This window comes from Pseudomonas sp. FA-1, from assembly GCF_056856075.1.
Genome location: NZ_JBWXTH010000009.1, coordinates 97030 through 112170 on the forward strand (window position 1 = coordinate 97030; position 15141 = coordinate 112170).

General features: G+C 55.5%; 11 protein-coding genes. 9 read left to right on the forward strand and 2 right to left on the reverse strand.

The window, feature by feature from the left end; genetic code table 11:
• Positions 1-47: 47 nt before the first annotated feature.
• The gene (locus tag AC1MHZ_RS16980) at positions 48-824 is read left to right on the forward strand and encodes an APC family permease (RefSeq protein ID WP_482966675.1); all 777 of its coding nucleotides are present in this window, start codon (positions 48-50) and stop codon (positions 822-824) included.
• A 561-nt stretch (positions 825-1385) separates the two neighbouring features.
• On the opposite strand, the gene AC1MHZ_RS16985 is transcribed toward AC1MHZ_RS16980, so the two are convergent.
• Positions 1386-1541 (reverse strand): alkyl sulfatase dimerization domain-containing protein, encoded by a 156-nt coding sequence (locus AC1MHZ_RS16985; RefSeq protein ID WP_482966734.1) that lies wholly within the window; start codon positions 1539-1541, stop codon positions 1386-1388.
• 169 nt (positions 1542-1710) lie between these two features.
• Positions 1711-2496, reverse strand: coding sequence for an AraC family transcriptional regulator (locus tag AC1MHZ_RS16990; RefSeq protein WP_442758451.1), 786 nt, complete (start codon positions 2494-2496; stop codon positions 1711-1713).
• Positions 2497-2656: 160 nt separating this feature from the next.
• Between AC1MHZ_RS16990 and AC1MHZ_RS16995 the strand changes: the two genes are divergently transcribed.
• From AC1MHZ_RS16995 to AC1MHZ_RS17030, 8 genes are all read left to right on the forward strand, one after another.
• Complete coding sequence (locus tag AC1MHZ_RS16995; protein ID WP_442758450.1) at positions 2657-3688, forward strand: 1-aminocyclopropane-1-carboxylate deaminase/D-cysteine desulfhydrase; 1032 nt, start codon at positions 2657-2659, stop codon at positions 3686-3688.
• A gap of 169 nt (positions 3689-3857) precedes the next feature.
• On the forward strand, positions 3858-5261 hold the full coding sequence (locus tag AC1MHZ_RS17000; RefSeq protein WP_442758449.1) for an amino acid permease: 1404 nt from the start codon (positions 3858-3860) through the stop codon (positions 5259-5261).
• 917 nt (positions 5262-6178) lie between these two features.
• Complete coding sequence (locus AC1MHZ_RS17005; RefSeq protein ID WP_482966676.1) at positions 6179-7189, forward strand: DNA-binding protein; 1011 nt, start codon at positions 6179-6181, stop codon at positions 7187-7189.
• A gap of 25 nt (positions 7190-7214) precedes the next feature.
• Positions 7215-9488 (forward strand): KAP family P-loop NTPase fold protein, encoded by a 2274-nt coding sequence (locus tag AC1MHZ_RS17010; RefSeq protein WP_482966677.1) that lies wholly within the window; start codon positions 7215-7217, stop codon positions 9486-9488.
• Positions 9489-9658: 170 nt separating this feature from the next.
• On the forward strand, positions 9659-10351 hold the full coding sequence (locus AC1MHZ_RS17015) for a Cap15 family cyclic dinucleotide receptor domain-containing protein (protein WP_482966678.1): 693 nt from the start codon (positions 9659-9661) through the stop codon (positions 10349-10351).
• A gap of 254 nt (positions 10352-10605) precedes the next feature.
• Positions 10606-11751 (forward strand): CBASS cGAMP synthase, encoded by a 1146-nt coding sequence (locus AC1MHZ_RS17020; RefSeq protein WP_346640690.1) that lies wholly within the window; start codon positions 10606-10608, stop codon positions 11749-11751.
• A 4-nt stretch (positions 11752-11755) separates the two neighbouring features.
• Positions 11756-13357 (forward strand): ThiF family adenylyltransferase, encoded by a 1602-nt coding sequence (locus AC1MHZ_RS17025; RefSeq protein ID WP_482966679.1) that lies wholly within the window; start codon positions 11756-11758, stop codon positions 13355-13357.
• A complete protein-coding gene (locus AC1MHZ_RS17030; RefSeq protein ID WP_482966680.1) occupies positions 13345-13815 on the forward strand; it encodes a Mov34/MPN/PAD-1 family protein in 471 nt (156 codons plus the stop codon). Before AC1MHZ_RS17025 ends, AC1MHZ_RS17030 begins: the two co-directional genes overlap by 13 nt.
• The last annotated feature ends 1326 nt before the right edge of the window (positions 13816-15141 follow it).

Sequence of the window (15141 nt, forward strand, 5' to 3'; positions counted from 1 at the left end):
GAACGCCCCGAGAGGGTGCTGGCCTTGCGGCGGAGCTCGTCGGGGTAGTGGCGGTGGGCTTATACCTCCTTATGTTCGAGCGCCATAACGATTTTTCGATATTCTTTGACACCATGGGTACGGCACTCGACGGCGATTATTCCAAAGCATTCATAGGCGCAGCGCTGGTGGGCATCCTGATGGTCTACGGTTTTGAAGCTTGCGGCGAAGTGGCCGAAGAAATGCCCAACCCAGGTCGGCAGATTCCGCGCGCAATGATTCTCACCGTCGTGGTCGGTTGCAGTTCGGCGTTGCTATCTTTCGCCGGCTACGTTCTGGCGGCCCCCAATCTGGTGGAGATCGTGAATGGTCACATCGCTGATCCTATCCCCGCCATCCTGAACGACTCGATCGGCTTCATCGGCACTAAGATTTTCCTCGTCATTGCCCTCACTTCATTCCTGGCATGCGTGATGGGCCAGCAAGCATCCTCCAGTCGCCTGGTCTACTCGTTTGCGCGCGACAATATGTTCCCCGGCGCCAATCTCTTCGCCAAACTCTCTAAAAAGGGGCATGTACCAGTTTGGGCCCTGGTAGGTGTCAATGCGCTCTCGGCGCTGTTGCTGCTCTTTGTCTATCTGGTGCCTGACTCGTTGTACCGGGTGGCAAATGCTGGCAGGCTATGTGGCGTTCCAGATGGTTGTGCTCGCGGCACTGCGTGCGCGGCTAAAAGGATGGAAACCTGCCGGTACTTTCTCGCTGGGGCGGTGGGGGTGTATTATCAACCTGGGTGCTTTGGCCTACGGTGTGTTCGCCTGCGTAATTTTGTCGATGCCCTCCAATAACCCTGCTCTAGGGTTTATTGACCGCTGGATCGCACTTGTGGGGCTGCTGGTAGTGGTAGCTACCGGGTTGCTTTACATGATCATCGCCAAGCCACACCGCAACTCCACGGCGCCAGAAGGGGATGCGGTGAGATTGCCAACGCCATGCGCTCATGCAGCGGACGCATCGGGAGAGAGCCGACGTCCGAAAGTAATTTCCGCGTGATTGAAAAAACGGCCCGCTGATGCAGGCCCGGCAGCCCGTCAGTAAAAGCATGGGGCGGTTGAAGCCGCCCCATTGCGTGCTTATGATGCGTTGCTTGACAAATACATCTTCCCTGCAGGCAAGAACCATCGGCGCTACACAGCCTGTCTAGCGTTTATCCAAAGTTCAACAAGCCGGTTGTCGGGCTGGACGAGGCGGGGAACTTCCGGCTATGGGCCGCGCGTTATATGGACCCTTCGAATTGATCTGTACTCGTTACTGGTTCAGTATATGTTAGTCCGAATACTGAACTAATTCGGATGTCGCGATACTCCGTTAAATCGAACGCGATCGGCAACCTCACTCAGCGCATCTTGTTACTTCTTAACATAAACCTGAATAGTTTTTTCAAGGTTCTGGGCTACCGTAAGGTAGTAATTCCTAGCGGTTGCATTCACCTGGCGCTCTCCAAACTCCCTGAGTGCAAGCGCCTTGATTGATGTGGCTCGCTCATTTGGCTTCAGCGCAAGGATATAATGCGCTTACTCGGCGGCCCATTGGAACCCCTGGTTTCCATTGACCGTTGCGCCGTCCAAAACCTTCTGCGTTCCGCCTGCCATGGCGACGATCTTCTCAGCTCCATCTCTTTTGCGAGGGGAATGATACGACGGTGGGATCTTGAAACCTGGCGGGGCGACGTGGCTATAACTGTACGACACGTTTGCGGAACTCATCCGGAGTTGACCCGATCATTCGGTGGAACATTGCGATGAAAGCGGACGAAGTGCTGTATCCCAACTCCAGCGCGACGGTCTGCACTGGGGTGCCGTCCTCCAGCATCGAGAGTGCTCTAACTAGCCGCAGACGCTGCCGCCACTCCACAAATGACATTCCCAGGTCACGCTGGCAACGCCGCGAGAGCGTGCGCTCGGTGCTATGTACGAAACTGGCCCATGCTTCCAGAGGACGATTATCACCTGGATCCAGATGCAGTGCTTCGAGCACCTGACTCAGTGCCCGATCTTTAGAGATCGGCAGATACGTATCTCGACGCGGTGCCAGGCTTATCTGGTCTACCAGCACCTGCATCAACCGTGCGTCGTCATCGTTTCGAGGGTAATCAACCTGGCGCTCGACCAAGTCGGCAAGGATTGCCTTGATGATGGGACCGACCGCCAGCGTGCAGACCTCGGAGGGCAGTCTGACACAGCGTTCCGGGGCAATGTCTAGCACGCAGTAGCACACGTGGGGCCGAGTACTGGCGCCATGCTCAGCTCGAGGCGGAAGCCACAAGCCGTAATGTGGCGGTGTCAGGTACTCACGGTCGTCCACAGTCAACTCGATCACGCCGCTGAACGAGTAGACGAATTCGCCCCAGTCATGGCGCTCGGTAGGGTAAGACGTTACTTCCGTTAGACGCATGGTCCTTAACAGAACGGAATGCGGTAGAGGCGAGCTAATAGCGGGTAAAACAGGTGCAACGGCCATGTTGTCGGGAACCTTGTATGCGTTGTCTGGTTTTCGTTATTTGAGCTTATCGCGCCAACATCATACTTGCACCGTCGACAGGAAGTCTGGGTTGAGTCGGGTGGCTCCTCCTCAGGCGATTCTCCTGTTACGTACGATGCTCGTCACAAGGATAACCCCGATGAATGCTCTCGAAACACTTGAAAAACTACCTCGACTGAATCTGCGAGGCTTTACCTCACCAGTGCAACACCTAAAGCGGTTCAGTGCTGAAATCGGCGCCGAGGTATGGTGCAAACGCGACGATATCGGAACGGTGGGGCTGGCCGGTAACAAGGTGCGCAAACTCGAAGTGGAGCTGGCTTATGCGATCGCCCAGGGCGCCACTCATCTGGTTGCGGAAGGCTCACGTCTGTCCAATGCAGCGCGAGCGGTGGCGGCGGCAGCGGCGCAGATAGGGCTGAAATGCACCTTGGTACTTTGCCATGATGCGCCACGGGAGCCGGTTGGCAACCTGCTGTTGGACGGACTCTTTGGTGCCAACTTGCGCTTTGTGGGCAATGCAACCTGGGCCGAACTCGCCGACCACGCCCAGGCCGTGGTCACTGAACTGGAATATAAAGGGGAGCGTATCTATCGACTACCTATCGGCTGTGCCTCCGAGAGAAGCTCGCTCGGATTTGCCCTGGCATACTCCGAGCTTCGCGGGCAGATGGCCGCTCATGAGCGTTCGATCGGCACTATTGTGCATGCCAGTTCGTCGGGGGGCACGCACTCCGGACTAGTGTTGGGCAATGCCTTGCACGGTTCGCCAAGCAAGATCCGCGGTATCGTCGTCGCCGGTGATGTCTATGATGACGTACGCGGCCAGTACCTCGCTTATGCCCAAGGTGGTGCCCGCCTCATCGGCGCAGATGTGAGCCTGACACTTGAGGACATCGACCTCACGGAGAACTATCTGGGAGACGGCTACGGTCTGCCCGCACCGGGCGTGATGGAAGCCATCGACCTGCTCGCCACCACCGAGGGGATACTCGTAGACCCCGTCTACAGCGCCAAGGCAGTCGCGGCGTTGATCGACCTCGCGAAAAGGAGGGAGTTGGAAGGCCCAGTGGTTTTCTGGCACACGGGGGGCTATCACTCACTCTTCGATCCTCACTACGCACAACGCGCTTGGTCCGAAATCAAGCGACTTTCCACTGTGCGGTTGTAGTCCTCGCGAACGGGCTTTCATTGACAATGAAAACGCCGGTCCCGCTCACGCAAATCACTTAACCACTACAGGTGCCGATGGCCGGCCTGGGGACTTGTCTGGCCTGAAAATCCAGACGTCCGCGCGATGCCTCGGCATTCAAACAAAAACAATGTGGAGACTAACTGGAATGAGCGATAGCGCATCTTCCATGCGGCGAGGCCTTAGTGCTCGCCATATTCGCTTCATGGCGCTCGGTTCCGCTATTGGCACCGGGTTGTTCTATGGGTCCGCCTCGGCAATCAAGCTGGCTGGCCCGTCGGTGCTGCTGGCCTACATCATCGGTGGCATAGCCATTTACATGATGATGCGAGCCTTGGGTGAAATGGCCGTCCGCAATCCTGTATCGGGTTCTTTTGCCCAGTACGCAACTCAGTACTTGGGGAGCTTTCCAGGTTTTCTGACTGGCTGGAGCTACGCATTTTCCATGCTGGTGGTATGTCTGGCTGATGTGACCGCGTTTGGTGTTTATATGAGTTACTGGTTTCCAGACACACCACGATGGATCTGGGTCCTGGGCATTGTATTTTTCATCGGGGCTCTGAATCTGTGCAGCGTCAAGGTATTCGGCGAGTTGGAATTCTGGTTGTCATTGCTGAAAGTCACGGCTATTGCGTCGATGATCGTTGCCGGGTTGGCAGTTCTAATTTTCGGTATTAAGTTGGGCACTGCCAGCGAAGTAACGACCGGCTTAAGCAATTTGTGGCAGCACGGTGGCTTTTTCCCCAATGGCGTGAGTGGAATGATAGCCTCCTTCACCGTCGTAATGTTTGCCTTTGGCGGCATAGAAATGATTGGAATCACTGCGGGGGAAGCTAAAAACCCGCAACAGGTCCTGCCGCGCGCGATTAACTCCGTGCCGTTGCGTATATTGATGTTCTACGTGCTTACACTATTCGTTCTGATGGCCATCTATCCTTGGCCCAAGATTGGCAGCGAGGGCAGTCCTTTCGTACAGATATTCAGCGGCTTAGGTATAAAGTCGGCCGCTACATTGCTGAACATCGTCGTCATTTCTGCGGCGCTATCGGCCATTAACAGCGATATTTTCGCCGCAGGGAGAATCATGTACGGCATGGCTCAGAGCGGCCAGGCACCCGCCAGCTTTTCCCGCCTGTCACGATTCGGTGTGCCTTGGATGACTGTAATCGTTATGGCGACCGCCCTACTGTTGGGTGTTCTGCTCAATTATCTGTTCCCGGAAAATCTCTTCATGATTTTGGCGTCGGTGGTGACGTTTTCGATTGTATGGGTATGGTTGATGATTCTTTTGTCCCAGGTAGCAATGCGCCGGCAAATGACTCGAACTGAGGTTGAGGCCCTGCATTTTCCCGTGCCTTTCTGGCCTGTAGGGCCCGCCTGCGCAATTGTTTTCATGGTGTTCATTTTCTGTGTACTGGGTTGGTACCCTGAAACTCGCATGGCGCTCTATGTAGGTATCGGGTGGCTGGCATTGCTGTCGGCAGGCTATAAGTTAGGGGTAGTCCGTCCGAAAGGGACGCTGCTTAAGTCGCTCAAACTGAAGCGGTCTTGAGCCCTACGAGCCAGCAATTTAAATGCTCAGAGTCGGTCGTGAGGCAATAGTGGGACGCTCAGCCTTGAGATGTAGCGCCCGGACGGGGGCTATAGTCTGGCAATGCTGACTTATGAGGTGCTAGTAGCTGAACCGCAACCCGACCAACATGAAGAGCATGGTGCAAATGGATGTGGACTTCTGGACCGATCACGGCGAGGCCCTGGAAGAGCGCTTCATGGCCTGAGCAATTCGCTGAGTCCAGACTCTGGCTTGGCCGAAAGGCTTTCCGATGGCGCCGGTGACGGCGCCATCTGCGTTTTCACAGGGGCGATAACTACCGTCGAATGACAGAGAAGGCCACCACATCCGCAACCTCGCCAGCCCCCTCATCTCCCGGGGTGCGCATTGTCTACTTACCGTGACTCCCAGCGTATACAGCCAGGTGTCGACGTTCAGCCGGCGCAGATTCTCGACCTGCTGGTAGATCAGTTCCGAAAAGCGCCGATTGCCGTTACTCCAAACAGCAGGGGCGGCGCGATCAGGCAATCCTCACAGGCAGCCGGTGCAGCTAGCGGGCATGACCTGCAGTGGTTCGGGCACGATAGCGATTTTCTTCCTCACTGTAATTTCCGATGCGTCTGGGCCTTATTGGGCCTCGAAACAAGCGGCTGACCGTGCTGAAGGCCGAAGGATCGGGCTTGACCTTGACGCCCTCGGTAACCATATCCATCGGTAACAGGTGTCTCCAACCGGCATCCAACTCTCGGCGGCCGAATGGGGGTTATGCGCCAACACAACCGGCGCCAGCGGGACCTTCGCAAACTATTGGTTATCCATGTAATAAATCATACGTTAAATGTATTATTTTTTAACTTTCCGACATATTAGGTAGGATAAGATTTAATTATCAGACCTAATATTGCGGAGGGCAGGGCATGGCGGTAGGGGTACCGGAAAACGACGTATTTGCTGCAGCGGATGCGGTCCTAGCCCGCGGTGAGCGGCCGACGGTGGAGCGGGTGCGCCTTGAACTGGGGCGCGGCAGTCCGGCGCGGGTCGGTGCGTTACTCGACCAATGGTGGGAACAGCTGGCTGGGCGCCTGCGTGGCGAAACGCGATTGCCCGGACTGCCGGCGGAAGTAGCGCAGGCTTTCGTGGCCATTTGGCAGCAGGCGACCACCTTGGCTCAAGGCGTGGTTGAGCAGTCACTGAGCAGCCAGCGCCAGGTACTTATAGAAGAACGCGAGGCGCTGGGTGCGCTGGAGGCCCGCGCGCGCCTGGACGTTGCCCAAGCCCGGCAGCAGACGGCGGACGCAGTGACAGCGCGGCAGGGTGCGGAAATCCGCTTGGCCGACTTGGAGCAACTGCTGACCCAGCGCCAGGCGCAGATCGACGACCTTCGCAGCCAACGCGACGAACTGCAGGCGCAACGTGACGAGCTGCGTATGCAATTAACCGAGGTCCGCCAGCAGTTGCAGGGAAGCCGTGAGCAGGCTGAGCAAACGCGCAGCGAGCAGCAGCGCTACACCCGCGATGTCGAGGACCGCGCCTATCGCGAAATCGATCGAGCCCGGGAAGAGAGCAAGGGACTGAGCGTTCAGCTCAAAGACGCCAATGCTCGCGTTCATGCCCTACAGCAAGCACTGCAAGCGGAACAGCACAAACGTGATGCCGCGCACGAGCAGCGTGTCCTCGCCGAGGCTCACAGTACGGTGTTGAACCAGAGCCTCGTCCAATTGCGGCAAGTAGCGGCACAGGCAGAGGAACGTTGTAATATCCAGCAGATCGACCTGCAGCAGCTGCAGACAACGCTCGTCGAGGCACAGCGCAACGAGGTGATGCAGCAGGCGCGCGCCGACACCCTGGAGCTTCAACTCGGACAGTTGCGCGACGCTCTGCAAAAGAGTCCACCGCGCAGGCGCACTAACGCTATAACCAAATCCTGAAATCTCGACTGCCCGGATGCAGCCTATGGCTCATGATGAATTGAAGTTTGCCGATGACCGCCCGATCACGACGCAGGCGCAAGATCTACTGGATCGCGCTGGCTTCGCACAGCGCCTAGCGCTAGCGATCAACTCGTGGCAGCACCAGGAAAGCCTGGTGATTAGCCTGACCGGCGGGTGGGGCAGTGGTAAAAGTTCGATCAAGAACATGACGATTGAACAGTTAAAGGCAAGCCAAGGCTGCCAGCTGATCGAGTTCAATCCCTGGCAATGGGCCAGCCAGGATAGCTTGAGCAAAGCCTTTTTTGAGGAGATCTCGCGTGCCATACAGCGAAAGGACGCTAGCGAGCAGGACAAAAAACTGGCGAAGTTGTTGCGTCACTATGGCCGCTACCTGAATGTCGGCGCCAGCGTAGTCACTACCACTGCAAAATGGACACCGATCCTTCTCGGTTCGGCGCTGGTGACGACCGGCCTGGCCAGCGTCGCTCAAGGCAATGCGGCGCAGGTAGCAGTTGGCATTCTCAGCGCGGCTAGTTGGCTTGGCGCCGCTGGCCCGTGGCTGAAGAAATTTGGCCTGTGGGCGACCAATCACTCGAAGAGCCTGGAACAACAAGCCAAGGAGAACGCCTTAACGCTCAGTGAGATTCGCACCGAACTGCAGCAACTATTGAACGCTCGGCAGAAGCCATTGGTAATCGTGCTGGATGATTTGGATCGGCTGTCAGCCGAACAAATGAAAGCAATGTTCCAACTGGTCAAGGCCCACATGGATTTCGCCAATGTGGTATTTCTGCTGCTGTTTCAACGCGACACCGTGGAGCAAGGACTGACCAAGGTTGGCTTCGACGGTGCAACCTACCTGGAAAAGATTATTCAGGCTCCGCTCAGCGTTCCCACCGTGGCCGGAGGTCAGTTGCAGACGGTGTTATTCAGTCGGCTGGACGCGATCTTGGCGGAAGAGCCGCAACTGCAGCAGCGCTTTGACCAAGAGTATTGGCAGCAGGTGTTTGAACGTGGGATACGGCCGTTCTTTCGCAACCTACGTCATGTCTATCGCTACGCCTCGACCTTGGCGTTTCATTGCCGCCTTTTGCGTGGCACGGAGGTAGCAGAAGTCAATGCGGTCGACTTGTTCGCACTGGAGTGTCTGCGTGTGTTTGCTCCGCAGACCCACGCCCAACTACCGCACCACAAAGAGCTCTTGACCGATAGCGAGCCGTTCACACGCAAAGACCAGACACAGCGGGAACGTATCAATCAGGTGATCGATCAGTTGGTTGACCTAGCCCCGGAGCTTCATCAGTCGAACACGCGCCGATTACTGCAGACACTGTTCCCTACCCTGGATTGGGTGTTCAGCAACGGTGAGCACGACGAACTAACGAAGGCGCGCTGGCTGATCGATTCGCGAGTCTGCCGCGACGAGGTGTTCGACCGCTACTTCGAATTTTCGATTCCGCAACAGGATATTCCCAACTCATTGCTGCACGAGCTTGGCAGGCGTATCACTGAGCCCGAGTTTTTCACCACCTTGTTGACTGCCCACGAAGAAGACCGCCAAGCGGAAATTCTGCAACGCTTGCTCGGCTTGGTGGAAGAATTCCCGCTTGAGCATTCATTAGCAGTTGTTCAAACCCTACTGTACGCCGGTGACCAAGTGGGACGGCGGATGTCATTCACCAACTGGTCACCACGCCTGCAGGTCGCGCGTTTGCTGCGACTGTTCCTCAGGCGCCATGAGCAGGCAGCCGAACGCAGCCAGCTGGTTATCCAGGCTTTCACCTTAGGCATCGGTCTGGTCACGGTTAATCAGCTGTTGGCAGCAGAAACTGCGCTGCGGCGCAAGGGCGATGTCGGGGATCTCGACGACGAGGGTTTATCTCGTTTGAAGAGCGCTTACCTGCATTCACTCTCCCAGTGGGCTGACCGCGACCCGAACGCGTTTTTGGCAGATGCCGATGTTGCTACATATCTTCTGGACTGGAACCGATACGGAGAAGAGGGGGACGAAGGCCGACGCTGGGTGAATCAACACGTCGACTCCATCAGCCGATTTTTCCAGTTCGCACGCGGGCACCTCAGCAGCCGGACCTCGCACAGTGGTGGCGCGATGACCCGACTGGACTATGTCTCTCCGCGGGTGCTGGAGCAGGTGATGGGATTGGAGCGCTGTGCGCAATGGGTGACCCAAATCGACGAAGCGCCGCTCGCGGCCATGGATTTGCAAACACTTAATCTGGTTAAAGACGCCCTGGCGCGGCACGCGCGCGGTGATACGTCAGATTGGGTCGAATAGAGAAACCATAAGATGCTGATGCTAGAGGATACCGACCAGTTAATTTCTCCAAGCTAGCGTAAGCGTTAAGACCTCGCGCAAGAACCGTACCTAGGGTAGTTTTCGGTTAGTGCGGCAGGGTAGGGTGTATCGATGAAAAATCGTCAGCGTTAAGTCAAAAAGGGGTAAGCATGTATCAAGTGATAGGAATCAAGAACACTGCGTTGGCTTTCCTTGTCGTTACCCTTGCGATCTTCGCCCTGATAAATCATGGCAATATCATCACGCTTTTAGACCAGCCGCTAAATCTTCTGAAGGCACTGTCCAGCGCTTCGAGCATGGCGGGCTTTGTTTTTCTGATTCTCGGTGAAACCTTCATCTTTCCACTCTTGTGCAAGCTTCCATTTGTCCGGACGTACTTCCCGCCTATCGATGGCGTATGGGATGTCACGCTGCAGTCAAACTGGGGGGCGATTCAGCGCCTGAGCGGAAATCAGGAAGTTGAGGAGAAGATCTTTACGCAAGGCAAGGTAAAGATTTTTTCTCGTTTTTTCCGTGTACGTATGCAGTTTGAGTCGGTTGATCGCTATTCAAAATCCAGTACCGTCTGTGTGAGCGTTCAGCGTGACTGCCAACACGGTACGATTGAGCTCAACTACATCTACGAGAACCTGACCAGTAATCCAAAGATTTCCGACTGCAGCCGGCACAATGGTGCAGCGCGGGTACAGGTGAGTGATGAGGACTGGAATGTATCCATGGAAGGGGTCTATTTCACAGATCGAAATTGGAACCAGGGCTTGAATACTGCGGGGTACATAGCATTTGAGCGAGAGAAAAGCCGCCCTTGGTGGCGGTTCTGGGGAGCTAAAGAAAAAGCGTAATGGCAATGCGTCATAACACTATATGTTGTACTTTGTTGTGTTTATTGATCTATATGTTGCGCTGTGGCATCATTGGATCCAAGCCTCGACCGCTTCGCTTTACTGTGTGTAGTAACGATGACCGTTAGGTTGGGCGGGTCGGTGGGGCGGGCTTGTTTAAGTTTGGCGTGACGTCATCTGGACGCCGGGCGGCCTGCAAGCCTGCATGATGCTAGTGACCATTGAAGGCCCTAACCGAAAAGGAGTGGCGTCTTATGCCAAACCTGAGCCCGCTGCTGTACAGCTCCAACGAACACACTACGTTTTTGAAGGAACTGGATCTTGGGGATTCCGAGAGACAGAACATCAATTCCGCCAGATCAGATGTGCGCGATGCACTGCGCACAAAGCTCCCGGCTGCCCTTCGTGACCGGGGTTATGAAGGCAAGGAGTGCAATCCCAAGTTCTTCATTCAAGGTTCCTGGGCCTACAAGACCCTCAACCGCCCGTGCCAAACCCCGCCTCAGCAGTCTGATGTTGACGACGGCGTTTACTTGCCGATGAGCATCGTGACGGAGGAGAACCGGCCCACCATGGCAATCAAAGATTTCCGTGCTGCGGTGTGGGATGTTCTTAAACCGCTGTGCGATGAAAAAGGCTGGGAGCTTTTGTCCAAAGCCACGTGCTTGCGTGTGGAAATCTCCACTTTTGCGCACATCGACCTTCCTCTCTACGCCATCCCGGATGATCAGTATGAAAAGATCGTCGTCAGCATGGAGGAACGTAATTACACGCTGATCAAAGCACTGGCAACCGACTCGCAGCAGGATTGCTGGAAGAAGCTGCCTTCCGACAAGATCCTCCTCGCCTGCGAAGACAAGTGGATCGTTTCTGATCCGTTGAAAATGAAGGAGTGGTTCGAGCTGGAAATCTCGGACAAAGAGGAGCAGCTGCGCCGGGTGATCCGCTACATCAAGGCGTTTCGCGACAAGCAGTGGGACAAGGGCGGGCCGAGCTCTATTCTGCTGATGGCTGCAGCCTGCCCGCTCTTCGAGTTCCACTACAAGCGGGATGACCTGGCTCTCCTCCACGTTGTGAAAGGCCTGCCGGATGCGCTGCGCAATGGCGTGAAGAGCCCTATCGACTCCAAGGTCTACCTAACTGATGCACTAGGCGAGGAGGGAGTCGCTGAGGCTGCTGAGAAATTCACAACCTTTGGGACATACCTGGAAGCGTCGATTGCGGATAGCGCCCAAAAAGATATGGCGTGTCGGTGGATGCGTGACATGTTGGGTGATCGCTTCCCTGACCGTCCCGATCTCATCAAAGACCAGCCCGTTCAGGCGATGCCGACAGTGATGGCTGCGACCCCACCTGAGCGCGGCCCCTCTGAAATCGTCAAGCGTACCAAAGCGGGGTAGCGCGATGAGCGTTATCCCTGAACTGCTCGCAGCGCTGAAGCCGCTTGGGTTTAAGCGCTACGAAGAACAGTTAGGCGCGTCCACGCTGCTGCTCGAAGGCGTACTTGCTACGCGTTTCGGCGACGTGCCATGTATGGCATTGATCGACCGATCTTTTCAGACGTTCCCGCTTGTGCGATTAACGCCGGTACCGGAGCGCTTGCGTCCGATCGCACCACACGTTGGGGCGGACGGCTTCTTGTGCTATATCGCAGACGCGACAGCTGTCGTGGACATTTTCGATCCTATTGGCCAGACCCTGGCAGCCTTCGAGCAGGCAGCTCGTGTGCTTGATCAGATCATGGCGGGTGAACGGGTAGATGATCTGGCTGAAGAGTTTTTTGCTTTTTGGCCGGGCGAGCCGTTGTATGTTGATGTGAGCTCACGGCAGACCGGTGAAGGCAAACTGCTGCAAGTAGGGAAAGACTGCGCTATCAGCGATGATCCAGAACGCACATTAGCCAAGCTTAAACATCGACCTGGTGACCTGCGGGAGTTGGATGTCATAGTTGATAGGGTGACGACCAGAGCAGTGCCGAGGCCTACGCCTGATGCTTGGCCACCGAAAACCGTCAGGGAGTTGCTGGATTGGCAGGGGCAACTTGATGCTGCCTGTCGGCGCAAAATTGAAGCGCGTATTGCCAAGGCTTACCGAAAAGGGGCGGAGTTTGCGATTGTCGTGGTTGACTCGCCATCGATGACGTACGGATTTGCGACGTTTAATCTTCAGAAAAACCCTCGCGGATCGTCTCGTGATCAGCGTCTACCGATCTATGACTTAAGCATTGACCGACTTCGTTTGGTTCGCATTGATGACGCCTATGTGGTTCAGCGCAACATTCCTGGCTCAGCCACACTTGCCGGTAAGCGAATCGCGATAGTAGGCTGCGGAACGATCGGCGGGTATCTGGCTGAGATGCTAGCTAAAGCCGGGGCTGGCTCGCAGGGTGGTGAGCTCATGCTGGTCGACAACCAAAGGCTCGAACCGGGAAATCTGGGGCGACACCGGCTGGGCACAGATAAGTGCTTCCTGCCAAAGGCCACCTCAATGGCAGATGAGATCAAGCGCGTTATGCCAGCCTCGAATGTTCGAGCTATTACTCACGATGCTAGGGAGGTCAACCTGGAGGGTTTCGATCTGTTGATCGATGCTACAGGTGAGCAGTCATTGAGCCAGTGGCTTGCTTCATATCACTCACAAATAACTCCACTGCTGCACGTATGGATCGAAGGTGCAGGCGTCGCCGTCCGATCGTTCATCGGTATCCATGCCTCGGAAGGCTGCTATCGCTGTCTTTGTGACTATGAGAATCGAGGCGACTTCCACGCAGTTGAAGGCAGCGTCGAACCCATCTTCGCTGGGCAAGGTTGCGAAGGGCCCTATGTTCCCTTCCCCGCATCGGTGTCCATGCAGGCTGCTGCGCTGGGCTTCGATGCTGCCATGGCGTGGGTCGGCGGCAAGCACTGGCCAGGCCTATCCACCCGGGTGTTGAATAGAACCCACGAGCTTGCGACTGAAGACTGCACCATTCTCAAGCGACCAGGGTGTCCAGCATGCGGTTCATGACTACCTGGCGAAACCATGCAGATGAGCAGTTTGTGTACTTCAGTCAAAGCGTTCTCGAGGTATTCCAGCGCCATGTCCAAGAAGATGATGGTACGGAAGCCGGAGGTATCCTGCTCGGGCATGTGCGTGGAAAGCATCTTGAAGTATTGGAGGCCAGCGAGCCGACTCGACAGGATCTCCGTCTGCGATATTTCTTCGAGCGAATGATCCATGGTCACAAGAGCTTGGCAGACAGACGTTGGCAGGAGAGCAACGGTTTGGTGAGGTACATTGGGGAGTGGCACAGCCACCCGCAAGAGTTACCGAGACCTTCGAGTATCGATCTGGATGAATGGACGATTTTGGCCAAAGGGCGATCTGATCGACGCCCGTTGCTAGCAGTAATTGTGGGGCGGCAGAATCTGCATGTTGAACTGATGCATGCGAGCGGGAAGCGTCAGGAGTTTCTTACTGACTGAAATCAGCTGCATGGCTCATGCTCGCGGCAAGTTCTTCGGCCTGCATGTTGCGAAAAAAGCCAGCTGGCGGCGATAGGCGAGGGCAGGCAGATCCTGTTCAGTGGTAGATGCTGGGCTGCGCTTAAACAGAGCGAAGCGCTCAGGCAGGTACGTAGAGCGTGCTAGCTCTGGATTCAAGGGGGGCATTGGGGCAGTTGAGCATATCTTACTTATAACTCGACTAAATAGTCATTTAGTGGAGTTATAACCAGATGAAGAGAAAACGAGGCTGGAGGAGGTTAACTTACTCCCTCAAGCGATCGGTCATTTTAGCTAATCACTTGACAATCACCCCCTGGTGCGCAGTACAGACCTCCACAATCTGCCAGGAGGCGTGGGGGCTAATCTCCAGAGCTACGTTAGCGCGCCATGCATGCACCGTTCAAAATACAACCCGTACGAGAGCAAGTACCTGGTGGCCATGGTGACGTAAAAATACACCCTGTAAACCACTTTTTTTACGTGTTAACTACAGTGGTTTACACGTAAAAAAAGTGGTTTACAACCCCCGTAGATAGGCCTTCAAACCGGCATTTCACTGTGAAACGCGCCCATCGGAGAGCACAACGCTCTGACGCAAATGAACGGACCTGTCCACCATCAAATCTAGCGCTCATGAGATCCCGCCGCGGGTGAAGACATGCTCAGAGCCTCCCAGCCAGCCAAAAGCATGGTCCCACGTTCCGCAGCATCCCCGAGGTTCTAGACATCTGCTTGCGACCTCAAAAGACCAATGTACTGGCGACATCTATTACTGGTGGTGAACGTCGTCGTGGACAGTGAATTTTCGCATGTGCGGACGCGGTTCAGCATCGCGCCGGCTTGGACACCAGATGGTGGATACGGCGGTAACAGGAACTAACTCGTGAATCAGGAGGGAAGAATCGCCAGCACGTGAGCGACGGTCACACGAACGGCCCGCTGGCTGGAAGTAATTTTTGAACTCGGGGGGAAAACACCGCAGTTCATGGATTAGTTCCGAAAACGTCCTAAGAATTGCTTCCGAGGACTAGTAGCGTAGTGTTGATCGTCGGAAAAGTGATCTGCAAGCAAACCTATGAACGTGAGGCGGAAGGCATGATTTACGCGATTACTTACCGTTTTTTCGCTCATTTAGTTCTGAGAACTATCTAGGCCAGGGGCCTGGCTTCAAATCTGTCCACCCACGGCCCCGGTAACTCCATACTAAGATGCGCATAATGTATATTATGTTAAATCTTGTATTATTAGGAGCTTGCAGTCCTCAAGTTGAAATGCCTTGGATGCCATTGAGACTTACCGTCACGT